Here is a 24,334-nt window from a genome sequence, read left to right on the forward strand (position 1 = left end):
GCGAGCACGGCGGGGTGAAACGGAGCGGGTGAGGGGGTGCTCAGAGCCGGTGCGCGGTCCCCGCGGGCCCGACCCCCCGCGTGTCCAGCAGCAGCTGGGCCTTCACCGAGAGCCCTTGCAGGTCGTACGTGCGGTGGGGCTGGAGCAGGACGGTGAGATCGGCGTCGGCTGCGGCCTCGTACACCGAGTCGGCGCGCCGCACCTCGCGCCCCAGCACCCGCCAGCGCGTGACATACGGGTCGTGGTAGCTGAGCCGGGCGCCCAGTTCGATCAGCCGGGAGGCGATCTCCCGCGCGGGCGAGCCCTCCGCGTCGGCGACGTCGGCCTTGTAGCCCACGCCCAGCAGCAGCACATGCGCGCCGCGCGCCGACTTGCCGTACTCGTTGAGCAGGGCCGTGCAGCGGCGGGTGACATAGCCCGGCATCCGCCCGTTGACCGTCTGCGCGAGCTCCACCATGCGCAGCGGGAGGCCGAGGCCGCGCTGCTGGTCGGCCATGTGGCCGTGGTCGACCGGTACGCCGTGGCCGCCGACGCCGGGTCCCGGGCGGAAGGACTGGAAGCCGAACGGCTTGGTCTCGGCGCAGCGGATCACGTCCCACACATCGACGCCGAGGTCATGGCAGTACACCGCCATCTCATTGACCAGGGCGATGTTGACGTGCCGGTAATTGGTCTCCAGGACCTTGACGGTCTCCGCCTCGCGCGTGCCGCGGGCCCGGACGACCTTCTCGGTGAAGCGGCCGTAGAAGGCGGCGGCCGCCTCGGTGCAGGCGGGGGTGAGGCCGCCGATGACCTTGGGGGTGTTGGCGGGGCCGTGGGCGCGGTTGCCCGGGTCGTGGCGGCAGGGGGAGTAGGCGAGGTGGAAGTCGCGCCCGGCCCGCAGCCCGGATCCCTCTTCGAGGAGCGGACGGAGGAATTCCTCGGTGGTGCCGGGGTACACGGTCGATTCCAGCAGAACGGTGGTGTGCGGACGCAGCCGCGCCGCGAGTGTACGGGCCGCCTCGCCGACCGCCGACAGATCCAGTCTGCGGTCGTCCCCGAGCGGGGTCGGGGCGCAGATCACGGCGGTGCGGACGCGGCCGAGCTCGGCGGAGTCGGCGGTGATCCGGAAGCCCCGGGCGGCCATCCGGCGCAGCTCGGCGGGGGACACCAGGCCCTCGCCCGAGCCGGCGGGCGGCCGTCCGGCCCGGAGGTCGGCAGCGGCGCGCGGATCGGGGTCGTAGCCGACGGTGCGGACGCCGGCGGCGGTGGCGGCCTGGGCGAGAGGAATACCGAGATGACCGAGTCCGATGACGGCGAGATCTGCGGGCATGACGTCGTGTCGTCCTTCCCGGGACGAGGTCGGATGGAGTAAACCCCCCAAAACAGACTAAGCGGAAATATGACTCGTATTCAGTATTGGTGAGGGGTGTTGACCAGGTGTCGCGGCAGTGGGTGGAGCAGCGGCATGGCACGCGGGGGAGAAAGCCAGGAAAATCGACAGGGCGGCGTGACGTCGATCACAACGGGAGGCAGCGGTGAGAACACCGGCACTGGGACCGGCCGAGCGCGGCGAGGCGCTGGCCCGGATGGCGGACCGTGAGCTCGATGTGCTGGTCGTGGGCGGCGGAGTGGTCGGCGCGGGTACCGCGCTCGACGCCGCGACACGGGGCCTGGAGACGGGCCTGGTCGAGTCGCGGGACTGGGCCTCCGGGACCTCCAGCCGGTCCAGCAAGCTGATCCACGGCGGACTGCGCTATCTGGAGATGCTCGACTTCGCACTGGTGCGCGAGGCGCTGAAGGAGCGCGGGCTGCTGCTGGGGCGGATCGCACCGCATCTGGTCAAGCCGGTGCCGTTCCTGTATCCGCTCCAGCACCGGGTCTGGGAGCGGTTCTACGCCGGATCGGGCGTCGCGCTCTACGACGCCATGTCGCTCTCCTCCGGGCACGGCCGCGGACTGCCCGGCCACCGCCATCTGAGCCGGGGGCGGGCGCTGCTGGTCGCCCCCTGCCTCAAGAAGGACGCGCTGGTCGGGGCCTTGCAGTACTACGACGCCCAGATGGACGACGCGCGCTATGTCGCCACGCTCGTGCGCACGGCGGCGAAATACGGCGCACAGGTGACCAACCGCGCGCGGGTGGTCGGCTTCCTGCGGGAGGGCGAGCGCGTGGTCGGCGCCCGGGTGCACGACCTGGAGCAGGGCGGCGAGTTCGAGGTCCGCGCCCGGCAGGTGGTCAACGCCACCGGGGTGTGGACCGATGAGACGCAGGCGCTGATCGGGGAGCGCGGGCAGTTCCACGTCCGCGCCTCCAAGGGCATCCACCTGGTCGTCCCCAAGGACCGCATCCACTCCACGACCGGGCTGATCCTGCGCACCGAGAAGAGCGTGCTGTTCGTGATCCCCTGGGGCAGGCACTGGATCATCGGCACCACGGACACCGACTGGGACCTGGACAAGGCCCATCCGGCCGCCTCGAGCGCCGATATCGACTATCTGCTGGAGCATGTCAACGAGGTCCTCGCGGTGCCGCTGACCCGCGACGACGTGGAGGGCGTCTACGCCGGGCTGCGCCCGCTGCTGGCCGGGGAGTCGGACGCCACCAGCAAGCTCTCGCGCGAGCACACGGTCGCCCATCCGGCGCCGGGCCTGGTGGTGGTCGCGGGCGGCAAGTACACCACGTACCGGGTGATGGCCAAGGACGCCGTGGACGAGGCGGTGCACGGCCTCGACCGCCGGGTCGGGCCCTGTGTCACCGAGGAGATCCCGCTGGTCGGCGCCGTCGGCTACAAGGCGCTGTGGAACGCCCGGGAGCGCATCGGCAAGCAGGCCGGACTGCATGTGGCGCGGATCGAGCATCTGCTCAACCGCTACGGCTCGGCGGCCCAGGAGGTGCTGGACCTGATCGCGGACGACCCGTCGCTGGGGAAGCCGCTCGCCGGGGCGGAGGACTATCTGCGCGCCGAGGTCTCCTACGCCGCCTCGCACGAGGGGGCCCGCCATCTGGACGATGTCCTCACCCGCCGCACCCGCATCTCGATCGAGACCTTCGACCGCGGTACGCGCTGCGCCCGCGAGGTGGCGGGGCTGATGGCGCCCGTGCTGGGCTGGGGCGATGACCAGCTCGACCGGGAGGTCCAGCACTACGAGAAGCGGGTGGAGGCCGAGCGCGAGTCCCAGCGCCAGCCGGACGATCTGACCGCGGACGCGGCCCGGCTGGGCGCGCCCGACATCATCCCGCTCTAGGGACGCGTGTCCTGTATGCGGGTCTTATCGGCGGGCACAGAACTCGGCCTCGAGCAGGGATGTTTCGGCGGTCATACCGGAAGCGGCCGTGCTGTTGAGCCGGTAGGCGAGGCTGTGGCGGCCGTCGGGGGTGGTCACGGTCAGCGTGTACGAGCCGTTGATCTCGCCGTTGTGGCCCCACAGCGTCACCCCGCACGGCAGCCGCACCGGGAAGAGACCCATGCCGTACCGGCCGTCGGAGGCGGAGGTGTCCCGCATCTGGCGCAGCTCCGCCCGGGGCACGACCCTGCCCCGCAGCACCCCGGAGACCAGGCGGGTCAGATCGCCGAGGGTGGAGATCAGCTCCCCGGCGGCCCCCGCCGAGGAGGGGTTGAGCTCGGTGACATCGCGCCGGGCGCCGCCCTCGGGCGCCCCGCCGTCCTGTGTGTACGCGCGGCCGTGCGGGTCCGGGAGGGTGGTGCGGGTGCCGGGGAAGGAGGTGCCGTGCAGCCGCAGGGGGGCGAGTACGTCGCGGCGGGCCTCGGTCGCGTAGGAGCGGCCGGTGATCCGCTGGACGACCATGCCCAGCAGGACGTAGTTGGTGTTGGAGTAGCGATACCCGGCCCCGGGCGCGAAGTACGGACGGTGCCCGACGGCGGTCCGCACCAGGGAGGCGGGGGAGCGGGCGCGGTCGGCCGCGGCGGAGAGCTGACGTGCCAGCACCGGGTCCGCGGTGTAGTCGTACAGCCCGCTGGTCTGGTTCAGCAGCTGACGGAGGGTGATGCTCCGGCCGTCGTTGCCATGGCCGCGCACCAGCCCCGGAAGGTGCTCCTCCACCGGGTCGTCGAGGCCGAGCCGCCCCCGCGCGGCCAGCCGCAGCGCCACCGCCGCGATGACGGTCTTGGTGAGGCTGCCCGCTCGGAAGTGGTCGTTCCGGTGGATCCGGCGTCCGGTGCGGACGTCCGCGACCCCCGACGCGATGAACCGTGTGCCCCCGCCCTCCCGGCGGATGAGCACCGCGGCCCCCGGCGCGTCGCCCTGGGCCGCCAACCGGCGTACGGCGGCGCGCAGAACACCGTCATGGCCGCCCCTGGCGCCCGTGCCCCCGCTCGCCCGCGGGTCCGGGTCCCGGCCCGGCTCCGCGGCCGTCGTCCCGCAGCCGGACAGCGTGAGTCCGAGGGCGGCGATGAGCGCCGCGGCGGTCGGCATACGACTCCGCCTGTGCCATCGTATGGCGGAGATGGGCATGACACGGACCTCCGTTTCCTGCGTACTTCCAGATGGTGGCAGGTACCACGGTGGCCGCCACGCCGCGCCCCGGACCCGGGGCCGTTCCGGGTCCGCGGATGAGAGACAATGGAAGCTCTCCCAGGGTGGGTTCAGGGTGGGTAGATTTGCAGAGGGGTCGCATGTCGGAGGCTGAGAAGACGCAGGGTTCGACTGGGCGCCTCCTCGCCGGGCGATACCGGCTCGGGGAGATTCTCGGTCAGGGTGGCATGGGCACGGTATGGCGTGCGAGTGACCAGACCCTCGGCCGGACGGTCGCGGTCAAGGAGCTGCGCTTCCCGTCCAGCGTGGAGGAGGACGAGAAGAGACGGCTCATCACCCGCACGCTGCGCGAGGCGAAGGCGATCGCCCGGATCCGCAGCAACGGCGCCGTCACCGTCTATGACGTGGTCGACGAGGACGACCGCCCGTGGATCGTCATGGAGCTCATCGAGGGGCGTTCGCTCGCCGATGTCGTCCGCGACGACGGCCCGCTGACCCCGAAGCGCGCCGCCGAGGTCGGGCTCGCCGTCCTCGATGTGCTGCGCGCCGCCCACCAGGCGGGCATCCTGCACCGCGATGTGAAGCCCTCCAACGTACTGATCTCCGACGACGGCCGCGTCGTCCTCACCGACTTCGGCATCGCGCAGGTCGAGGGCGACCCGTCGGTGACCTCCACCGGCATGCTCGTCGGCGCGCCCTCCTACATCTCCCCGGAGCGGGCCCGCGGCCAGAAGCCGGGCCCGCCGTCCGACCTGTGGTCGCTGGGCGGGCTGCTGTACGCGGCGGTGGAGGGCGTGCCGCCGTACGACAAGAGCACGGCCATAGCGACACTGACCGCCGTGATGACCGAGCCCGTGGAGCCGCCGAAGAACGCGGGCCCGCTGGAGGAGGTCATCTACGGTCTGCTCGCCAAGAACCCCGACCGGCGGCTCGACGACGCGGGGGCGCGAACGCTGCTGGAACATGTGGTGAACGGGCCCGAGGAGACGAAGGTTCCCGCCGACGCGACCCGCACCATGAGCCTGCCGCCCGCCCCGTCCGAGGAGGACGAGGCCGCCGCCAAGGCCAAGGAGACGGCGGTCTCGGAGCGCAGGCGCGGCGCGCTGAAGTCGGTGCGCAACGCGGCGGCCGCCGCGACCGCGAAGAAGCCGGGGGCCGGGAGCGGGGCGGATTCGCAGGGGTCCGTCGCGAAGTCCGGCACGAAGTCCGGTGCGGCGAAGTCCGGTGCGGCCAAGGCCGGGTCGGCGGGCTCCGGGTCCGAGGCGAAGGCCGAGCCGGCCGCCGGGAGCCCGGAGGGCGCGCCCGCTCCGCGGTCCGCCGTGCCGCCGCGCGCCTCGATCACCGATGTCGTCCCCAAGCGCACGCTGATCATCATCGCGGTGGTCGTGGCACTCGCCATCCTGGGCACCGTGCTCGCCATCGTCCTGAGCGACGGCGGGGACGGCGGCGGCAGCGCCAAGGGCGGCTCCGGAGGCGACAAGTCCACCTCCGCCGGGGCCTCGGGCGACACCAAGGACGACCAGGGCACCGACAAGTCGGGCCAGTCGGCCGGTGAGTCGCCGAAGGCGGGGAACTCCGGCGGGAAGTCGGGCGAGCAGCCGGGCAAGGACGCCTCCGAGGCGGCGGACGACAACTCCGGCAAGGGCGGCGGCGGAAGCGGCGACGACGGCGGTGGCGGTAAGGGCAAGGAGGACGGCGGTAAGGGCGGTCTGCCCGACGGCTACCGCACCGTGAAGAGCTCCGACTTCCCGTTCAGCATGGCCATGCCGGAGGGCTGGTCGGTCCACTCCGGGAGCTATTCCGGAAGCCGTAAGTACTACGGCGGGTCCAGCATTCCGCGTATTCAGATCGACTTCACCAACTCGCCGCGTTCCGACGCGGCGGCGGACTGGCGCAAGGGCGAGGAGAACGCCCGGCGCACCATGTCCGGCTACAAGGGCCTCGGTATCAAGTCGATCGACTGGAACGGCTATCCGACCGTCGCGGACTGGGAGTTCGAGCGCAACCAGGACGGCAAGCGGGTCCGGGCGATCAACCGTGGTTTCAAGGCGGACGGCAGCCATGGCTTCGCCATACTGATCACCTGCGAGGCGAGCAAGTGGAACGACAAGGAGTGCACCACTCTCCGCCAGACCGCCTTCGATACGTTCAAGATTACGGACTGAACACCTTTGTCGGCGAAGCGTCGTTCGGGCACGTATCGTGAGAGGCCCTAGACTGTGCGCAGCCGCAGGAACCCGCCAAAACGACCACATTTGACGGTTTCGCGCTGCGCTGATCGCTGAATGAGGGCGGCGTTGGTCGCGCGCTTGGGGAGGCGTCGTGGAGGAGTACGCGGGCCGGGTGCTGGCCGACCGCTATCGCCTGCCCCTGCCGCCCGCCGACGAGTACGAACTCGTCGAGACCCACGCCTTCGACACCTATAGCGGACAGGAAGTCCATCTGCGGCAGATACCGCTGCCGGAGGTCGTCGACGCCGAAGTCGTCGACGAGGACGCGCGGTGGGGCGGGGCCGGTGGGCCGTCGGGGCGGAACGGCACGTTCACCGGCGCGGGGCGTACGGCCCGGGGCAGCGGTGATCCGGCCGTCCAGCGCGCCATCAAGGCGGCGACATCCGCCGCGCAGATCCCCGACCATCCCCGGCTCGGCCAGGTCTTCCATGTCTTCGCGGAGGCCGGAAGCCTGTGGATCGTCAGCGAACTGGTCGCCGGACGCCCGCTGGCCGCGCTGCTCGCGGAGGGCACGCTGTCCCCGCACCGCGCCGCCGAGGTCGCCAACGACGTCCTTACGGCGCTCGGCGCCCTGCACGCCCATGGCTGGGTCCACCGCAACGTCACCGCCCGTACGGTGCTGCTGTGCGACGACGGCCGCGCGATGCTCACGGGACTCGCGGCGGGCGCGGCGGAGGAGGCGCTGTGCGGCTACGACCCCGTACCGGCGCCCACGTCATCCCCCGCCGCTCCCGCCGCTCCCGCCGATCCGCCCGTCGAGGAGCCCGGGTCGGCCGATGCCCCGGCCTCCCTGCCGCAGGGCCCGGCGGGTTCCGGCGACCACCCGTCGCAGGCCCCGGGCCGGACCGGGCCGGAAGACGAGCGGCGCGCCTCCATCCCCGGGGCCCGTACGCCCGAGGACGGCGAGGCGCGTCCGCACGGCGGCCCGCGCTACCGCGACCAGGGCGCCCCGGGAGGCTTTCCGCCGCCGGGCCGCCCTTACGGTGGCCATGAACCGGCGGGGACGGGGTCCCGGCCCGACCCCGACGACCGGGAGCACGGGCACGGCCGCCAGGGCGCGGCGACGGGTCTGCCCGAACCACGCGAGCCTTACGGCGACCACGGGGCGGCGGAGACGAGTTCGGAGCCCGGCACCGGCGGTCCGGTGTACCGGGATCAGATGACGTTCGGTCCGGGGACCGGCGGGCCCATGGCTCCCTACCGGGACCAGGGGGCCGCCGGTGGGCTCCCCGGGCCGCGCCGGGAGGGCGAACGGCGGGAGAGCGAACGGCGGGAGGGCGAACGGGGCGGCGGCGGCGCCGATGCGCCGAGCGCGGCCGCGCGGGCGGCGCGGGCCAGCGCCATCGCCGCCTACGCGGCGGGCGCGCGGGCCGCCGCGCGGGCCAATGTCGACGCGGCCACCCGCTCCCCGCACGCTCCCGAGCCCGCCCCCACGCCCGCACCCGAGCCCGATCCGGAGCCGGTGTCCGGCGGCGCCCGATGGCCCGGTCAGCCGGAGGAGAGCGCCGGGCCGGCCGCCTCCGAGGGCGGCGGCTCCTGGGACTCCGGCGGAGCCACCGGTGGCGGCCCGGCCACCGCGCTCGCCGCCGAACGCGCCCGCCAGGCCCGTATCGTCGTGGTCGGCGCCGTCACCGAGCGCTGGGCGCCCGAGCAGGGGGGCCCGGTCCATGCGAACTGGCGGCTGGCGCCGCCGGTCGGCCCCGCCGCCGATCTGTGGGCGCTCGGCGCGCTGCTGTTCCGCGCGGTGCAGGGCCATGCCCCGTACCCGGAGGAGAACGCCGCCGAACTGGTGCAGATGGTCTGCGCGGAGGCGCCCGCGTACGCGGAGGAGTGCGGTCCGCTGCGCCCCGTCGTCGAGTCGCTGATGCGGCAGGACCCCACCGAGCGCCCGGACTTCGAGGAGCTGCGCGGCTGGCTGCGGTCCCTGATCCGCTCGGCGCCCGAGCCGGACGTCGGCAGTAGCACCGTCACGGTGCCCTCGCTCGGCTCGGGCGGCGCCTCCGACCCCCGGCGGCTGCCGATCGTCCGCAGGCGGGGCTGGCTGGTGCGCAGGGGCAAGGGCCGCAGACCGGCCGCCGCCCAGGCGGAAGCGCCGCCCGGGCATGCGCGGCACCGACGGGACAAACGGGAGAAGAGAGACAACCGGCAGCCCCGGCAGGCGCCCGCACCCGCACCCGCGTCCGCGCCCACCCAGCGCAAACCGCGCAGGCTGGGGCGGATGCTGTTGCTGCTGATCCTCCTGGCGCTCGCGGCCGCGGTGCTCTACGCGACGATGTTCATGCCGCGCGCCAAGGACGACGGCGGCCAGGGCCGTACGGGTTCGGCCGGTACGCCGAGCGCCCCCGCGGCCGGTGGCGACCACAGGGGCGAGGCCGGAAAGCCCGCCGACCCCGGCGACCCCGGCGACCAGGAGCCGCAGTCCACCGACCCGGCCGGGCTGGAGAAGGGCTTCGCGGTCCGCAAGGACCCCAAGGGCTTCAAGGTCGCCGTCCACGAGGACTGGACCCGCCGGGGCGAGAACGGCCGCGGCCAGATCCGCTACATCGGCGGCGACTTCGAGCTGGTGGTCGTGGCCGGGCGGGACAAGATGTCCGAGTTCGGCGGTGACCCGATGGTGTACCAGCAGGACCGCGAGGCCGAACTGTCCGCCTTCCGCTCCTCCTCCTGGGCCTCGTCCTCGGGGCTGCGGCGGATCGACGTGGGCCGGACGGCGATGGCGGAGGGCGCCTTCAACTGGCGCGACAGCAGCGGGCGGAACGTGTACGCGCGCAATCTCGCGATGCTGATCGACGGCCGCTACCACGTGGTCCTGGTCATCGGCCCGTCCGATGAGCGCAGCGCGGTCAACCGCTACTTCGAGCAGGCCACGGCCACATACAGCACGACCAACGGCTAGGGCGGCCTGGGGGCCGTTCCGTCGGGGCGGGCTCGGGACCGGGCGGGCCCCGGCGCCTCATTCCGCGAACCGCTCCCGCAGTTGGTACTTCAGCACCTTCCGCAGGGTCTCGTTGCGGGGCAGGGCGTCCACCACCTCGAGCCGCTCCGGCAGTTTGTACACCGACAGCCCCGCCTCGCGCAGAAACGACACGACCTGGCCGAGCGTCAGCGCCCCGGCCCCCGGCGGCTGTTCCACGACGGCGCAGACCAGCTCGCCCCGGTCCCGGTCGGGCAGGCCGACCACCGCCACATCGCCCACATCCGGGTGCTGGTACAGCAGCTGCTCGATCTCCTTGGCCGAGATGTTCTCGCCCTTGCGGATGATGATGTCCTTGACGCGGCCGGTCAGGACCAGGTGACCGCTCTCCGTGACATGGCCGAGATCGCCGGTGAGGAAGAAGCCGTCCGCGTCGAACGACTTCCTCGTCTCCGCCTCGTCCAGATATCCGGAGCAGACCGCCTCGCCGCGCAGCCGCACCTGGCCGTCCACCACCCGGACCTCCATCTCCGGGGGCGGGCGCCCCTCGGTGGTGGCGAGGTTCTCGTCGGTGTCGTCCGGGGCACCCATGGTGATCATGGGGACTTCGGTCATCCCGTAGCCGTGGGTGAGCGTGCAGCCCAGCTCCCGTACGACCTCGTGATAGAGCTCGGGCGGCTTGGGCGCGCCGCCGCCCGCGAGCAGCCGCAGGGTGGGGATGAGCCTGTGCCCGGGGTCCTTGCGCTGTTCGGCCAGGAACATCGAGTAGAAGGCGGTGCTGCCGCCCGCGACCGTCACCCCGTGCCGCCGATAGGCGGGCAGCGACTCCGGCAGGGAGAAGTGCTCGAGCAGCACGGCGGGGAAGCCGTACAGCAGCAGCATCACGGTGTAGTCCGGCCCGCCGACATGGGCGTACGGAAAGGCCATGGACCCGACGTCGTCCGGGCCGAGCCGCAGCGCGTGGGCGAGGCAGGACCCGGCGGCGATGAGGCTGCGGTCGGTGTGCAGCACGCCCTTGGGGTCGGAGGTGGTGCCCGAGGTCCAGTAGATCCACCGGACGGCCCGGCCGTCGGTGGGCGGCGGCGGCAGCCGCAGGGCCTTGGGGTCGGCCACCGGCAGGGTGTCGTACGCCTCGAAGACCAGTGGCGGCACGGGCAGTTCGGCGGCCAGGCGGCGCGCCATCGCAGTGTGGTCGAAACCGCGCCACCGGCCGGGCACGGCGAGGAACCGCGCCCCGGACTCGCGGAGCGCGAACCGCACCTCGCGGTCGCGGTAGTACGGGATCAGCGGGGTCTGCACGGCGCCGAGGCGGGCGAGCGCCATGGTCAGCACGACCGTCTCGATCCGGGTGGGCAACTGCCAGGCGACCCGGCTGCCGGGGCGTATCCCCAGCCGGTACAGCCCGGCGGCGGTCCGCTCGGCGCGGGTGCGCAGGGCGCCGAAGGTCAGCCGCCGGTCCTGGCGGGCGGAGGCGCCGGCCTGGAGCAGGGCGGGGGCGTCGGGGGTGAGCGCGGCGCGCCGTTCGAGCAGTTCCCACAGCGTCGCCGATCTGCCGAGCTCATACGCGATATCGGTCATCCCGGCCTCCCGTGGAACTCTTCCGGAGTCGCTCGAGGCGATCGCCTGATCGTGGACCGGGAGCCGCGCCCGCACCGCGCGCCCGCACCGCGCGGCACGGCCGCACCGCGCATGCGCGCCGTGCGCCCGGTCTCGGACCAATAGCTGACGATCCATCAGATAGTGCTGGAAGCGTAAGGGCGCGCGCCTTGTCGGTCCAGGGGGTGCGGTTTAGCCTGCGGATGCCCACCTTGTCTGACGGACCATCAGAAAGGGAGGTCGGCCGACGATGGATCTCGCCTTCACGGAGGACGAGGAGGACTTCCGGCACCGGCTGCGCGCCTGGCTCGCCGACGCCCTGCCCAAGCTCCCGGACCGCCCGCACCCGGCCGACTGGCCCGGCCGCCGCGCCTATGACTGTGGCTGGCAGCGCATGCTCCACGACGCGGGTTACGCCGGGCTGCACTGGCCCGAGGACGCGGGCGGCCGGGGCGCGACCCCCACCCAGCACCTGATCTTCCTGGAGGAGACCGAACGGGCCGGGGCGCCCTATGTGGGCGCGGGCTTTGTCGGACTGCTGCACGCGGGCCCCACCATCGCCGCCGAGGGCACCCCCGAACAGCGGGCGCGCTGGCTGCCGCCGATCCTGCGCGGCGACGAGGTCTGGTGCCAGGGGTTCTCCGAACCGGACGCCGGCTCCGACCTGGCATCGCTGCGCACCCGTGCGGTACGGGACGGCGATACCTATGTCATCAGCGGAAGCAAGATCTGGACCTCGCACGCCGAGATCGCCGACTGGTGCGAACTATTGGTGCGCACCGCGCCGGTAAACGCCGACACGCCGAAGCACCGGGGCATCACCTGGCTCGCGATGCCCATGGACGCGCCCGGGGTGACCGTGCGGCCGCTGCGGACCCTCGCCGGGACGGCGGAGTTCGCCGAGGTGTTCCTGGATGAGGTGCGGGTGCCGGTCACCCACCGGGTCGGGGAGGAGAACGACGGCTGGCGCGTGACCATGGTGACCCTCTCCTTCGAGCGCGGTACGGCCTTCGTGGGCGAGGTGGTCGCGTGCAGGCGGGTGCTGGAGGCGCTGGCCCGGAGGGCGAAGGCCAATGGACGCTGGGACGACGCGGTGCTGCGGCGCCGCTTGGGGCGGCTCGCGGCGGAGTGCGCGGCGCTGTGGCGGCTCACCCAGTGGAATGTGAGCGAGGCGCAGCGCACCGGCGGGGTGCCGGGCGTCGGCGGCTCGGTCTTCAAACTCCGCTACTCACAGGTGCGGCAGGAGCTGTACGACGCGGCCGCCGAGGTGCTGGGTCCGGACGCGCTGGACGCCGGTCAGGAGTGGGTCGCGGACCGGCTCTCCTCGCTCTCGTACACCATCGCGGCGGGGACCTCGCAGATCCAGCGGAACATCGTGGCCGAGCGGATCCTCGGCCTGCCGAAGGGACGGTGAGCGGGGCCATGGACTTCCAGCTCACGGACGACCAGCGGGCACTTCGAGCCGGCATGCGCGAACTCCTGGAACGGCGCTTCCCACGAACCCGGCTGCGGACGGTGATCGACGGCGACGCGGAGCGGGACGACGGGAGCGGGGAACGCGGCAACGGTGGCGGAGGGCTGGACCGGGGGTTGTGGCGGGAGCTGGGCGAGGCGGGTCTTTTCGCGCTGCGCGTCCCGGAGTCGGCGGGCGGGGTGGGGCTGGGGCTGCCGGAGGCGGTGTTGGCCTTCGAGGAGGCGGGCCGGGCCTTGCTGCCGGGCCCGCTGGTCGCGACGGAACTGGCGGCCGGGCTTTGCACGACGGGGCTTTGCGCGATGGGGCCGTTCGAGTCGGTGCGCGCGGGATCGTTGGCGGCGGGTGTTGCCCAGGGCGAGGCGGTGGTGACGGCGCTGGACGGGGGCGGCGTGCCGGTCGAGCATCTGGCCTCCGCCGACGCGGTGCTGGCGCTGGGGCCGACGGCGGTCGAGCTGATTCCGGCGGAGGAGGTGGCGCGTTCGACGGAGCCGATGCGGTCCGTCGACCCGGCCACCCCGCTGCACCGCAGGGCGCCGAGCCGAACCCGGCCCGAACAGGCGGGGCCGGGGCATTCGGGGATCGCCGCCCGGCTGCGCCGCGAGGCGGCGCTGCTGACCGCGGCGCAACAGCTGGGCAGTGCCTGCCGCACGGTCGAGCTCGCGGTGGACCATGCCAAGCGGCGAACCCAGTTCGGTCGGCCGATCGGCGCGTTCCAGGCCGTACAGCATCTGTGCGCCCAGATGCTGGTACGCGCCGAATCAGCCAGAAGTGTGGTGTATGCCGCGGCGGTCACAGAAGACCCGGGTGATATCGCGGCCGCCAAGCTGCTCGCCGATGAGGCCGCTGTCCACAATGCCCGCGATTGTCTACAAGTCCACGGCGGAATGGGCTTCACCTGGGAGGCGGATGTCCATCTGCATCTCAAGCGTGCCTGGGTGCGGGCAGGTCAGTGGCAGTCCGCGGCGGCGGCGGAGGAGGAACTGGCGGCCGGGCTCGTGTCGACCGTTGAAACATGTTTGTAGCCGAGCTCTGTGGATACGCCAGAATTGTTGGGATGTCGCATTCTCTGGGGAGATCCCCAGGGCTACTGAGGTGACCGTGCGTTGATACCAGGTTGTTTCCTAGGCGTGACTCGTCACAGGGTGGAGTCGGGCCCGGGCTCGGGTACTCTCCGTGGGGTGCGAGCGCTTAAGGGGTGCGTTAAGCCCGGCGTTGCCCATGGGGCGATTCCGGGCACGCCGACATGCCCCGCTCGCCCGGGGTGTGCGACGCCCCAGCCTCGGTGTTCGAGTCCTCAGGACGTGTGTCGCACAGTATGCCGCACGCATACTCCTTGGCGCTGGAATATGCCCGAAGCGCTTGTTGGGGTGACTGTACGTCAACCATGCTTTTACGCAAGGGGATATCTCCCGGCGGTAGTCGGGGGAAAGTCGCGGTCTGTGACCTCTTGGAGGTTCAAGGCGATGTGTCTGCCAGTTCGGATGGTGTGAGCGGTGCAGGTGCTTCAGGTGCAGATGGAGGTCAGGCCCGACCCGGCGGAGGTGAGTCGGGCCCGTCGATGGGCCCGTTCACGGCTTGTCGGATCCGGGATCGGAGCCGACGAGCCACTCGCTGAGACATTGATCCTGCTCATCTCCGAACTCGTCACCAACGCCGTGGTGCACACCGGCTGCCCCGCCGTGCTGCGGATGCTCTTCCCCGCCCAGTCGATGGGCGGCGGGAGCGGTGGCGGTGCCGGGGGCGGGGCCTCCGGGCCGTTCGTGAGCCGGGGTGCGGGGTTGGGAACGGTCCGGGTCGAGGTCGCCGACGCCAGTGACCGTGCGCCGCGCCAGCGCTGCGCCGATGAGGCGGACACTCATGGGCGCGGTCTGGAGCTGGTCGACGGTCTCGCCGATCGCTGGGGCTGGCAGCCGGAGGGCTCCGGAAAGCGGATCTGGTGTGAAATCGACCGCGCGAAGGGCGAGGAGTCGCTTTCCAGGAGGCGAACGGCCTCACATGCGCCGTCACACATGGGGCGAAACAGGCAAAGTCCAGACCAGGTGTTGACGTGACGTGTTCGGTTGATCACTCTAGGATCAGCGATTCGTCGCGAGGGGACGCCGAGGGCTGTGGTGTCTCTGTGGACCCTGTGTTCATGGGGACGTTCCTTGGCGAGTGCGGGTCGCGCCCCCGCTGCTGAACGGGGCTCAGCGTCGGGAGCCGGGCGGCGGTGCGCGGTGCCGTGCTCGGGGCGCGCATGAGCGCACCGCCGCCCGAGAGAGATCGACCCGCCGTCCCCTCCGTGGTGACATATGCCGCGCGATGCGCGCCTCAGGGGAGCCAAGGCATCGGAGCCAAGTCTCAGAGGATCGCCACGGGTGCGACCGGTGCGCCCGTCCCGCCGACGAACGGCTCTGGCGGGGCCGACAGCAGAAAGGCGTAACGCCCCTCCTCGGCGCAGACGCCGGAGAGCTCCTCCAGATTCCAGTTCTGGCCCTGGAGCATCCCCATTTCGACCAGATCGAGGGCATGGACCGGCATCCAGAGGTCCTCGATCTCCGGAGGGAAAACCTCGAAGGTCAAGGTGTCATTGGCGACCGCCGCCACATCGCGGGCGTGGAACCACTCCGGTGTGCGCAGGGACAACCCCGGTGAGGGGAAGGCGTACGCCTCCTTCTCGCCCGCCAGATACCGCTGGATCTGCCCGGTGCGAACAAGCGCGATATCGCCGGGGCGCACCGTCGTACCGGCCAGTTCCTCGGCGGCATCGAGGTCTTCGGGGGTGACCGCGTGCCCCTCGGGCAGCCGCTCGGTGCCCCGGGCCCGCGCCACATCGAGGAGCACCCCGCGCGAGACAAGGGGCCCTGCCTTCTCGATACCGCTGAAGGCGGCGCGCTCATGGCTGGTGATGGAGTCGGCGGGGCGGCCGTTGTAGATCCGGCCGGAGTGCGAGACATGGGCCAGCCCGTCCCAGTGGGTACCGGCCTGGAGTCCCATCGTCACGGCGTCGTCGCTGGTCGCCACGGTGTCCGGGCCGAACATCTCGAAGTTGACCGCGACCATCGTATGCAGCGGGTTGATCCGCCCGGGGATCATTCCGGTCTGGACGCCGTCCTGCCGCAGCGGCACCGCGAGCGGGACGCGTCGGCCGGTCCGTACCGTCGCGGCGGCCTCCCGGACCACGGCCTCGGTGATCAGGTTGAGCGTGCCGATCTCGTCCGCCGTCCCCCAGCGGCCCCAGTTGTTGACACGTTTGGCGATCTCGTGGAACTCGGCTGGCAGCGGCATGGCATCTCCTTCGTCGTGACCGGTCGACGTTTGTGTGCAAGGGCTTGTACTCGGGCCGCGTCTGCTCAAAAATCTAACGGACCGTCAGAAACTCCGGGAGGGGACACGACGTGGGCAACTTCTTGGACGGCAAGGTGGTCGCCGTCACCGGGGCCGGACGCGGTATCGGACGAGCGGTGGCCCTCGCCTGCGCGGCCGAAGGGGCACAGGTCGTCGTCAACGACTACGGGGTCTCGATCGAGGGCGGCGAACCGAGCAGCGAGGTCGCCGAGGCCGTGGTCAAGGAGATCGTGGCGGCGGGCGGTGCCGCGGTCGCGGTCGCCGACGACGTCTCGGCCATGTCCGGTGGCCAGCGGATCGTGGACACCGCGCTCGAACGGTACGGACGGCTGGACGGGGTCGTCTGCGTGGCCGGGATCCTGCGCGAGCGCATGCTCTTCAACATGTCCGAGGAGGAGTGGGACCCGGTCGTCGCCACCCATCTCAAGGGCACGTTCACGGTCTTCCGGGCGGCGTCTGCCGTGATGCGCCGCCAGCGCTCCGGCACCCTCATCGGCTTCACCAGCGGCAACCACCAGGGCAGCGTGTCCCAGGCCAACTACGCCTCCGCCAAGGGCGGGATCATCTCCCTGGTGCGCAGCGCCGCGCTGGGACTGCACAAGTACGGGGTCACGGCGAACTGTGTGGCACCGGTCGCCCGCACCCGGATGTCCGCCAATGTGCCGATGGAGCTCAAGGAGATCGGCGAACCGGAGGATGTGGCGGCCCTGGTCGTCTATCTGCTGAGCGAACGCGCCCGCGCGGAGCGGATCACCGGCCAGGTCTATACGATCGCGGGCCCCAAGATCGCGGTCTGGGCCCAGCCCCGTGAGCTGCGCGCCGGATATGCCGAGGGCGCCTGGACCCCGGAGAGGATCGCCGACTTCCTCCCGGGCACGGTCGGCACCGACCCCATGCCGATGCTGGCCCAGCTGGAGGCAATGGCCCAGGCGGCCGCCACCGGCCGACGCCCCAACGCCTGACCCCGGCAACGGCAGGGCTTACCGGGAACGACCACACCGACCAGGGCCGACGAGGGGAGAGGCTGTGGACTTCGCTTTCGGACCGGAGGACGAGCGGTTCCGTACCGAGGCGCGCGACTGGCTGACCGAGCACTTCACCGGACCGTTCGCCGCCCTCAAGCAGGAGCCCGGCGGCCATCCCGGGGAGGGGCACGGTGACATGGCCGCCCGGCGCGCCTGGGAGCGCGAACTCGGCACCGGCGGCTGGATCGGCCTGGGCTGGGACCGTACGGACGGGGCGTACGGCAACCGCGCCGCGACGCTGACCCAACAGGTGGTCTGGGCCGAGGAGTACGCCCACGCCGGGGGACCCGGCCGACTGGGCCATATCGGCGAGAACCTCCTCGGGCCCACTCTGCTCGCCCATGGCGACTCCGCACAGCGCGCCCGCTTTCTGCCGCCCATCGCCCGTGGCGAGGAGGTGTGGTGCCAGGGCTATAGCGAACCCGACGCCGGTTCGGACCTCGCCGGGCTGCGGACCCGCGCCGTCCGCGACCCGGGCGAGGGCACCTATCGCATCACCGGGCAGAAGATCTGGACCTCCCTCGCCCATGAGGCCGACTGGTGCTTTGTGCTGGCGCGCACCGAGGAGGGCTCACAGCGTCATCATGGACTCTCCTTTCTGCTGGTGCCGATGGACCAGCCGGGACGGATCGAGGTGCGGCCGATCCGGCAGTTGACCGGGACCGCGGAGTTCAACGAGGTGTTCTTCGACGGGGCCGTGGCCCGCGCTGAACACCTCATCGGCGGCGCGGGCCACGGCTGGCGCGTGGCCATGAGCCTGCTCGCGGTGGAGCGCGGGGTCTCCACTCTGGTCCAGCAGATCGGCTTCGCCCAGGAGCTGAGCCGGGTGGTGCGGCTGGCGCTGGAGACCGGCGCCGCAGAGGAGCCCGTCCTGCGTGACCGGCTCATACGGCAGTGGGCCGAGCTCAGGACCATGCGCTGGAACGCCCTGCGCACCCTGGGCGCCGTACAGAGTCCCGCACGGAATCCCGCACGGAATCCCGCACGGAATCCCGCACGGAATCCCGCACAGAATTCCGTACGGAACCCGGCACAGAACCCGTCCCGGGATTCCGCTCAGAACCCCGCCCGGAGCCCCGCTTCACGGAAGGCCGTCCCCCATGACCCGCCCCCGGGGAGCGAGGACCCCCAGGCCCCCGGCTCACGCGATCCCGGCCCGCAGGACCCCGGCGCGCCCAGCGTCGCCAAGCTGCTGTGGGGCGGCTGGCACCAGCGGCTCGGCGAGCTGGCCGTGCAGGTGAGAGGCGCCGCCGCCGCACTCGGCCCGGCGCGCTGGACCGCCGGCCGGCCGTACGAACTCGACGCCTTCCAGCGTCTCTTCCTCTTCTCCCGCGCCGACACCATCTACGGCGGCTCGGACGAGATCCAGCGCACCATCATCGCCGAGCGCGTACTTCACCTCCCCAAGGAATCACGCCGATGACGAAGACCTATGCGCACTGGATCGGCGGCTCGTGGCGGGCTCCCGGGAACGGGCACTACCCCGTCATCAACCCCGCCACCGAGGACACCGTCGGCCACGCCCCCGAGGCCGACCAGGCCGATGTGGACGCCGCAGTCCGGGCCGCCCGTGCCGCGTACGACGGCTGGTCGCGCACCGCCCCCCGGGAGCGCGCCGCCGTACTCGACAGGGCCGCCGATCTGCTCGCCGAGCACGCCCCGGACCTGGTGCCCCTCGTCCAGGCGGAGACCGGGGCGACGCTACGCGTCACCTCGTCCCTCCAGGTGCCCCCGGCGATCGACCGCTTCCGCCGCTATGCGCGCGGCGCCCTCGAACCGGACACCGTGCCGCTCGCCCCGCTGCCCGTGGCCGCCACCCCGCTGGCGCCCGGCGGGCTGATCGGAGCGGCGGCGGTGCGCCGTCCCATGGGTGTCGTCTGCTGCATCACCTCCTACAACTTCCCTCTCACGAATCTCGCGGGCAAGGTCGCCCCGGCCCTGGCCATGGGCAATACGGTCGTGGCCAAACCGGCGCCGCAGGACCCGCTGTGCTGTCTCGAACTCGGCCCCCTGCTCAAGGAGGCCGGGCTCCCGGACGGTGCCTTCAATGTCGTCACCGGCTCGCGCGCGGCCGCCGGCGAGGCGCTGGTCGCGCACCCCGGTGTCGACATGGTCAGCTTCACCGGATCCACCGCCGTGGGTAAGAAGATCGCCGAATCCGCGGGGAGGTCGATGAAGCGCACCCTGATGGAGCTGGGGGGCAAGGGCGCGGCCATCGTCCTGGGGGACGCCGACGAGCGAGTGATCGCGTCGGCGGTCGGGGCGGTCGGTTCGACCTTCTCCTTTCACAGCGGACAGATCTGCACGGCTCCGACTCGCGTCCTCGTACATCGATCGCTGTACGAGAAGGTCATCGCCGCACTCACACATTACGCAGAGTCACTGAAGATCGGGGACCCTGTGGATAACTCCACGGTCGTCGGTCCGTTGATCTCCGCCGCGCAGCGCGATCGCGTCGAGGCGTATGTCTCCGGCGCCCGTGAGCAGGGCGCCCGGATCGTCGTCGGCGGCGAACGCCCCGCGCACAAGCCCGGGTTCTACGTCGCCCCCACCCTCATCGCCGATGCCGACCCCGCGATGACCGTCGCGAGGGAGGAGCTGTTCGGCCCGGTCGTCGTGGCTCTGCCCTTCGACGACGAGGACGAGGCGGTGCGGATCGCCGACGCCACCCCCTACGGGCTCTACGACTATGTCTTCGGCGCCGACGCGGGCCGCGCCTGGACCCTCGCCGCCCGTCTGCGCAGCGGAAACGTGGGCATCAACACCGCCCAGCGCCACCCCGAGACCCCGTTCGGCGGCTTCAAGGAAAGCGGAGTCGGCCGCGACGGTGGCTCGTTCGGCCTGCACGCGTACAGCGAACTCCAGTCCCTGGTCTGGGTCGCCTGAGGCACCGGAAGGGTGATGAGGATGAGAGGCGTCATCTTCGACGGCACGGCGCCGCGTGTGGTCGAGGACCTGGAAGTGCGCGACCCCGGCCCGGGCGAGGTGCTGGTACGCATCGCCGCCGCCGGGCTGTGCCACAGCGATCTGTCGGTCGTCGACGGCACCATCCCCTTCCCCCTCCCCGTCGTCCTCGGCCATGAGGGCGCGGGTGTGGTCGAGGAGGTCGGGCCGGGCGTCACCCATGTCGCCCCCGGTGATCATGTGGCGCTCTCCACCCTCGCCAACTGCGGGACCTGCGCCGACTGTGCCCGGGGCCGCCCCACCATGTGCCGCTCGGCGATCGGCCGGCCGGCCCGGCTCTTCCGCCGTGGCGACGAGCGGCTGTACAACTTCGCCTCGAACTCCGCCTTCGCCGAGCGGACCCTCGTCACCGCCGTCCAGGTGGTGCCGCTCCCCGAGGAGATTCCGCTGGTCTCCGCCGCGCTCATCGGCTGTGCCGTCCTCACCGGCGTCGGCGCCGTGCTCAACCGCGCCAAGGTGGACCGCGGTGAGTCGGTCGTCGTCATCGGCAGCGGCGGCATCGGGCTCAATGTGCTGCAAGGGGCCCGGATCGCCGGGGCGTCCCCCGTCGTCGCCGTCGACTCCAACCCCGCCAAGGAACCGATGGCCCGGCGCTTCGGCGCGACCCACTTCCTCCCCTCCGCCGACGCCGTACGGGAGATCCTGCCGACCGGCGCGGATCACGCCTTCGAATGCGTCGGCTCGACCCGGCTCATCCGTCAGGCCGTCGATCTGCTGGACCGGCACGGCCAGGCGGTGCTGCTCGGCGTGCCGCCCGCCGACGCCGAGGCGGCCTTCCGCGTCTCCTCCATGTATCTGGACAAGTCCATCCTGGGCTGCCGCTACGGCTCCTCGCGGCCACAGGCCGATATCGCCCTGTACGCCGACCTCTACCGGCGGGGGCTGCTGCTTTTGGACGAACTCGTCAGCAGGACCTACCCGCTGGAGGACTTTGCCAAGGCCGCCGACGACGCCCACCACGGCCGGGTGGCGCGCGCCGTGCTCACCTTCTGACGGGCCGCGGTCCGTCTCCGGTCACCGCACGGGTTCACCGCCCAGGACCTCGGAGCCCGCGCGGAAGGTGCGCCGGTAGGTGGTGGGGGTGACGCCAACGGCCGCCTGGAAGTGCTGGCGCAGGGATGCGGGAGAGCCGAAACCCGCCTCGCGGGTCACCTGGTCCACCGACAGATCGGTGTCCTCCAGGAGATGACGGGCCCGCTCCACCCGCTGCCGGGTCAGCCACTGACCAGGGCTGACGCCGACCTCCTCGCGGAAGCGGCGGGTGAACGTCCGTACGCTCATCGACTCCTGGGCGGCCAGCTCCCGCAGCGTGATGGGCCGGTCCAGCCGGCCGAGCGCCCAGGCGCGCGCCGTCGTCGTGGTGGCCTGCTGCGGCTCGGGCAGCGGGCGCGGGATGTACTGGGCCTGCCCGCCGTCGCGGTGGGGCGGCACCAGACTGCGCCGGGCGACGTCATTGGCGACGGCCGTGCCGTGGTCGCGCCGCACCAGATGCAGGCACAGGTCGATCCCCGAGGCGACACCGGCCGAGGTGAGCACATCGCCGTCGTCCACGAATAGCACATTCTGATCGACCTCGACCGTCGGGAAGAGCCGCTGGAAATGGTCGACGCTGGACCAATGGGTGGTGGCCGGGCGGCCGTCGAGAAGACCGGCGGCGGCGAGCACGAACGACCCGGTGCAGATGGACACCCAGCGCACGCCCGGCCGGGCATGGGCGAGCGCGGCGCCGAGCGGTTCGGTCATCCGGCCCTCGTCGTGGACCGGGCCGAGTTCGTACGAGGCCGGCACCACGATGGTGTCGGCCTCGGCGAGGGCCTCCGGGCCGCGCTCCACGGCGATCGGGAAATCGGCGTCCGTGGACACCAGACCGGGCTCGACGGTGCAGGTGACCACCTTGTACAGCCGACGGCGGTCGGCGGAGCGGGCCTTGCCGAAGATCCGGTACGGAATGCCCAGCTCGAAGGGGATCACGCCGGGGAGGGCGAGGACGACGACGCGATGGCGATCGTCGGCGGCCTCGGGCGGGGATGCCTCGGGCGGGGATGGGGACACTTTTCGGCCTCCCGTCGTTCGAACATGGCCCGAAAGGGGCATGGCCCGATCCTAGCGAATGATGTCCCATGGGCCACTCGTCCGTACCGACCCGCTGCTCAATGCTGGTCCGGTGACGCAGACGACCGAGCTCTCCGGACCCTCCGAACAGGACGAACAGCCCGACCGGCCGCCGCGGCGGACCCTCCCACGCCTACCGCACCGCGCCTGGACGGTCGCCGCCATCGCCTTTGTGACGATCATCGGCGCGGCCGGATTCGCCTCCCTGCCGGGTCTGCTCATCGATCCGCTCCACGAGGAGTTCGGCTGGGGGCGCGGCACGATCGGGTTCGCGGTCTCCGTGAACCTCGCCCTCTACGGGCTCACCGCGCCCTTCGCCGCCGCCCTGATGGACCGTTTCGGCATCCGTACGGTCATCGCTGCCGCGCTCACCGTCATCGCGGCCGGTGGCGGCCTTACGGTCTTCATGACCGAGCCCTGGCAGCTCATCCTGTGCTGGGGCGTGCTGGTCGGCCTCGGCAGCGGCTCCATGGCGCTCGCCTTCGCCGCGACCGTGACCAACCGGTGGTTCGTCGCCCGGCGCGGCCTGGTCACCGGCCTCCTCACCGCGGGCGGGGCCTCCGGACAGCTGATCTTTCTGCCGCTGCTCTCCTGGATCGTCGAACGGTACGACTGGCGGCCCGCCGCGATGACCGTCACGGTCGCCGCGCTGGCCATCGTCCCCCTGGTCTGGCTGCTGCTGCGCGACTACCCCTCGGATGTGGGCCTCGCCCCGTACGGCGCCGACGGGCCGCCCACCCTGCGACCCGCACCCCGGCGCGGCGCCGCCCGGCGGGCCCTCAAGGCCCTCACCTCGGCCTCGCGCACCAGCTCCTTCTGGCTGCTCGCGGGCGCCTTCGCGATCTGCGGTGCTTCGACGAACGGCCTGGTCAAGACCCACTTCGTGCCCGCCGCGCATGACCACGGCATGCCGGTGACGGCCGCCGCGAGCCTGCTCGCCGTCATCGGCATCTTCGACATCCTCGGAACGGTGGCCTCCGGCTGGTTCACCGACCGCTTCGACGCACGACGGCTGCTGGCCGTGTACTACGCGCTGCGCGGGCTCTCCCTGATGTTCCTGCCGATCCTGCTGGCCGATACGGTCCACCCGCCGATGATCTTCTTCATCGTCTTCTACGGCCTCGACTGGGTCGCCACCGTGCCGCCGACGATGGCCCTGTGCCGGGAGCAGTACGGGGAGGACAGCGCGATCGTCTTCGGCTGGGTGCTGGCCGCCCACCAGGTGGGAGCCGGGCTCGTGGCCTTCGTGGGGGGCGTGGTGCGGGACGCCTTCGGCTCGTACGACCTGGTCTGGTACGGCGCGGGGGCGCTGTGCGCGATCGCCGCGCTGATGTCGCTGGTGATCCGGCGGGGCTCGGACGCGCAGCCCACGGCGGCGACGGCCTGAGCGCTCCGCTGGAAGGGCCCTGACGTGCGGAAGAGCCCGGAATGCGGAAGAGCCCTGGCACGCCGTCGATCGCCCGCGAAATGGGCCGCGTGGCCTTACGGGGACGCCGTGAACTCCCCGAAGGAGCCGCGGTGGAAGAGCAGCGGCCCCGATCGCGCCGCCGACTCGTCCGTGTCCAGGGCCCGGACGCGGCCCACCACGACCAGATGGTCGCCACCGGTGTGCACGGTGTGGATCGCGCAGTCGATCCACGCCGGGACGTCCGCGAGACGCGGTGAGCCGGTGACGGGGGCCGGTTCGTAGCGGACGCCCGCGAACTTGTCGGGCCGCCGGGAGCCGCTGACCGCGAAGGAACGGCACAGCTCGCCCTGGTGCGCGCCCAGGACATTGACGCAGAAGACGCCCGCGCGGGCGATGCGCGGCCAGGTCGTGGAGGTACGGGCGACCATGAAGGCGATCAGCGGCGGGTCCAGGGACAGCGAGGCGAAGGACTGGCAGGCGAAGCCGGTCGGCCCGGTCCCGTCGACGGTGGTGATCACCGTGACGCCGCTTGCGAAGTGGCCCAGCACGTGACGGAATTCGGCGGGGTCGACCGGGGGCCGTTCATCGTCGCGCACACAGCGCAGCTCGGGCGGGGGCAGTGGGTCGACCGGTCGTACGGAGGTGGTCGGCGAGCCGACCGCCCGGAGGTAACGGACGGCGGTGGCGGCCATCCCGGCGTGTCCCATCATGGCCCCGTCCCCCTTTCTCGGCTTTCTCGGTTTTCTCGGTTTTCTCTTCCTGCTCTGCTCTCGGCTTTCCGGCTTGGCTTCCCTGACGGAGTGGATCCGGT

The 24,334-nt window shown here is 72.0% G+C and carries 17 protein-coding genes; 11 read left to right on the forward strand and 6 right to left on the reverse strand.

Annotated features, from left to right (window positions below):
• Positions 1–40: 40 nt before the first annotated feature.
• Positions 41–1,312, reverse strand: coding sequence for a nucleotide sugar dehydrogenase (locus AB0E24_RS20860; protein ID WP_069865106.1), 1,272 nt, complete (start codon positions 1,310–1,312; stop codon positions 41–43).
• 205 nt (positions 1,313–1,517) lie between these two features.
• Here AB0E24_RS20860 and AB0E24_RS20865 point away from each other — a divergent pair, with 205 nt between their 5' ends.
• The gene (locus tag AB0E24_RS20865) at positions 1,518–3,224 is read left to right on the forward strand and encodes a glycerol-3-phosphate dehydrogenase/oxidase (RefSeq protein ID WP_359378797.1); all 1,707 of its coding nucleotides are present in this window, start codon (positions 1,518–1,520) and stop codon (positions 3,222–3,224) included.
• A gap of 24 nt (positions 3,225–3,248) precedes the next feature.
• On the opposite strand, the gene AB0E24_RS20870 is transcribed toward AB0E24_RS20865, so the two are convergent.
• The gene (locus AB0E24_RS20870) at positions 3,249–4,412 is read right to left on the reverse strand and encodes a serine hydrolase domain-containing protein (protein WP_359378800.1); all 1,164 of its coding nucleotides are present in this window, start codon (positions 4,410–4,412) and stop codon (positions 3,249–3,251) included.
• A gap of 200 nt (positions 4,413–4,612) precedes the next feature.
• Here AB0E24_RS20870 and AB0E24_RS20875 point away from each other — a divergent pair, with 200 nt between their 5' ends.
• Together AB0E24_RS20875 and AB0E24_RS20880 are read left to right on the forward strand one after the other, a co-directional pair.
• Positions 4,613–6,637 carry a serine/threonine-protein kinase gene (locus AB0E24_RS20875; RefSeq protein WP_359378803.1) on the forward strand — a complete coding sequence of 675 codons (2,025 nt, stop codon included), beginning with the start codon at positions 4,613–4,615 and terminating at the stop codon, positions 6,635–6,637.
• A gap of 157 nt (positions 6,638–6,794) precedes the next feature.
• Entirely contained in the window at positions 6,795–9,599 is a 2,805-nt protein-coding gene (locus AB0E24_RS20880; RefSeq protein WP_359378805.1) for a serine/threonine kinase C-terminal domain-containing protein, read from the forward strand.
• Between the two features lie 57 nt (positions 9,600–9,656).
• Here AB0E24_RS20880 and AB0E24_RS20885 read toward each other — a convergent pair whose 3' ends face one another.
• Complete coding sequence (locus AB0E24_RS20885; RefSeq protein ID WP_359378808.1) at positions 9,657–11,195, reverse strand: AMP-binding protein; 1,539 nt, start codon at positions 11,193–11,195, stop codon at positions 9,657–9,659.
• A 268-nt stretch (positions 11,196–11,463) separates the two neighbouring features.
• On the opposite strand from AB0E24_RS20885, the gene AB0E24_RS20890 reads away from it, so the two are divergent.
• The 3 genes from AB0E24_RS20890 (at position 11,464) to AB0E24_RS20900 (ending at position 14,738) form a co-directional block, all read left to right on the forward strand.
• Complete coding sequence (locus AB0E24_RS20890; RefSeq protein WP_079258606.1) at positions 11,464–12,627, forward strand: acyl-CoA dehydrogenase family protein; 1,164 nt, start codon at positions 11,464–11,466, stop codon at positions 12,625–12,627.
• A gap of 8 nt (positions 12,628–12,635) precedes the next feature.
• Positions 12,636–13,709, forward strand: a complete 1,074-nt coding sequence (locus AB0E24_RS20895; protein ID WP_359378810.1) for an acyl-CoA dehydrogenase family protein — start codon at positions 12,636–12,638, stop codon at positions 13,707–13,709.
• 471 nt (positions 13,710–14,180) lie between these two features.
• Positions 14,181–14,738, forward strand: coding sequence for an ATP-binding protein (locus tag AB0E24_RS20900; protein ID WP_347237317.1), 558 nt, complete (start codon positions 14,181–14,183; stop codon positions 14,736–14,738).
• Between the two features lie 289 nt (positions 14,739–15,027).
• Here AB0E24_RS20900 and AB0E24_RS20905 read toward each other — a convergent pair whose 3' ends face one another.
• Entirely contained in the window at positions 15,028–15,954 is a 927-nt protein-coding gene (locus tag AB0E24_RS20905; protein WP_174883567.1) for a cyclase family protein, read from the reverse strand.
• A 110-nt stretch (positions 15,955–16,064) separates the two neighbouring features.
• Between AB0E24_RS20905 and AB0E24_RS20910 the strand changes: the two genes are divergently transcribed.
• The 4 genes from AB0E24_RS20910 to AB0E24_RS20925 all read left to right on the forward strand — a co-directional run bounded on the left by AB0E24_RS20910 (position 16,065) and on the right by AB0E24_RS20925 (position 20,996).
• Entirely contained in the window at positions 16,065–16,976 is a 912-nt protein-coding gene (locus tag AB0E24_RS20910) for an SDR family oxidoreductase (protein ID WP_069865086.1), read from the forward strand.
• A gap of 64 nt (positions 16,977–17,040) precedes the next feature.
• Positions 17,041–18,462 (forward strand): acyl-CoA dehydrogenase family protein, encoded by a 1,422-nt coding sequence (locus AB0E24_RS20915; RefSeq protein ID WP_359378816.1) that lies wholly within the window; start codon positions 17,041–17,043, stop codon positions 18,460–18,462.
• On the forward strand, positions 18,459–19,925 hold the full coding sequence (locus tag AB0E24_RS20920; protein ID WP_147968163.1) for an aldehyde dehydrogenase family protein: 1,467 nt from the start codon (positions 18,459–18,461) through the stop codon (positions 19,923–19,925). The genes AB0E24_RS20915 and AB0E24_RS20920 overlap by 4 nt, the downstream gene beginning before the upstream one ends.
• Before the next feature lie 21 nt (positions 19,926–19,946).
• Positions 19,947–20,996, forward strand: coding sequence for a Zn-dependent alcohol dehydrogenase (locus tag AB0E24_RS20925; RefSeq protein ID WP_359378820.1), 1,050 nt, complete (start codon positions 19,947–19,949; stop codon positions 20,994–20,996).
• Positions 20,997–21,017: 21 nt separating this feature from the next.
• On the opposite strand, the gene AB0E24_RS20930 is transcribed toward AB0E24_RS20925, so the two are convergent.
• Positions 21,018–22,055, reverse strand: coding sequence for a GlxA family transcriptional regulator (locus AB0E24_RS20930; RefSeq protein ID WP_359378821.1), 1,038 nt, complete (start codon positions 22,053–22,055; stop codon positions 21,018–21,020).
• A 112-nt stretch (positions 22,056–22,167) separates the two neighbouring features.
• On the opposite strand from AB0E24_RS20930, the gene AB0E24_RS20935 reads away from it, so the two are divergent.
• Positions 22,168–23,502 (forward strand): MFS transporter, encoded by a 1,335-nt coding sequence (locus AB0E24_RS20935; protein ID WP_435865304.1) that lies wholly within the window; start codon positions 22,168–22,170, stop codon positions 23,500–23,502.
• 95 nt (positions 23,503–23,597) lie between these two features.
• On the opposite strand, the gene AB0E24_RS20940 is transcribed toward AB0E24_RS20935, so the two are convergent.
• Complete coding sequence (locus AB0E24_RS20940) at positions 23,598–24,233, reverse strand: flavin reductase family protein (RefSeq protein WP_232564659.1); 636 nt, start codon at positions 24,231–24,233, stop codon at positions 23,598–23,600.
• Positions 24,234–24,334 lie beyond the last annotated feature (101 nt).

The sequence above is a fragment of the Streptomyces malaysiensis subsp. malaysiensis genome (assembly GCF_040653035.1).
GTDB lineage: Bacteria > Actinomycetota > Actinomycetes > Streptomycetales > Streptomycetaceae > Streptomyces > Streptomyces malaysiensis.

What these genes read in the sequence shown, in the direction of transcription:
- AB0E24_RS20940 (WP_232564659.1), bottom strand. Translation starts at nt 24,233, where the DNA reads ATGATGGGACACGCCGGGATGGCCGCCACCGCCGTCCGTTACCTCCGG.
- AB0E24_RS20870 (WP_359378800.1), bottom strand. Translation starts at nt 4,412, where the DNA reads ATGCCGACCGCCGCGGCGCTCATCGCCGCCCTCGGACTCACGCTGTCC.
- AB0E24_RS20860 (WP_069865106.1), bottom strand. Translation starts at nt 1,312, where the DNA reads ATGCCCGCAGATCTCGCCGTCATCGGACTCGGTCATCTCGGTATTCCT.
- AB0E24_RS20895 (WP_359378810.1), top strand. Translation starts at nt 12,636, where the DNA reads ATGGACTTCCAGCTCACGGACGACCAGCGGGCACTTCGAGCCGGCATG.
- AB0E24_RS20885 (WP_359378808.1), bottom strand. Translation starts at nt 11,195, where the DNA reads ATGACCGATATCGCGTATGAGCTCGGCAGATCGGCGACGCTGTGGGAA.
- AB0E24_RS20925 (WP_359378820.1), top strand. Translation starts at nt 19,947, where the DNA reads ATGAGAGGCGTCATCTTCGACGGCACGGCGCCGCGTGTGGTCGAGGAC.
- AB0E24_RS20875 (WP_359378803.1), top strand. Translation starts at nt 4,613, where the DNA reads ATGTCGGAGGCTGAGAAGACGCAGGGTTCGACTGGGCGCCTCCTCGCC.
- AB0E24_RS20890 (WP_079258606.1), top strand. Translation starts at nt 11,464, where the DNA reads ATGGATCTCGCCTTCACGGAGGACGAGGAGGACTTCCGGCACCGGCTG.
- AB0E24_RS20905 (WP_174883567.1), bottom strand. Translation starts at nt 15,954, where the DNA reads ATGCCGCTGCCAGCCGAGTTCCACGAGATCGCCAAACGTGTCAACAAC.
- AB0E24_RS20920 (WP_147968163.1), top strand. Translation starts at nt 18,459, where the DNA reads ATGACGAAGACCTATGCGCACTGGATCGGCGGCTCGTGGCGGGCTCCC.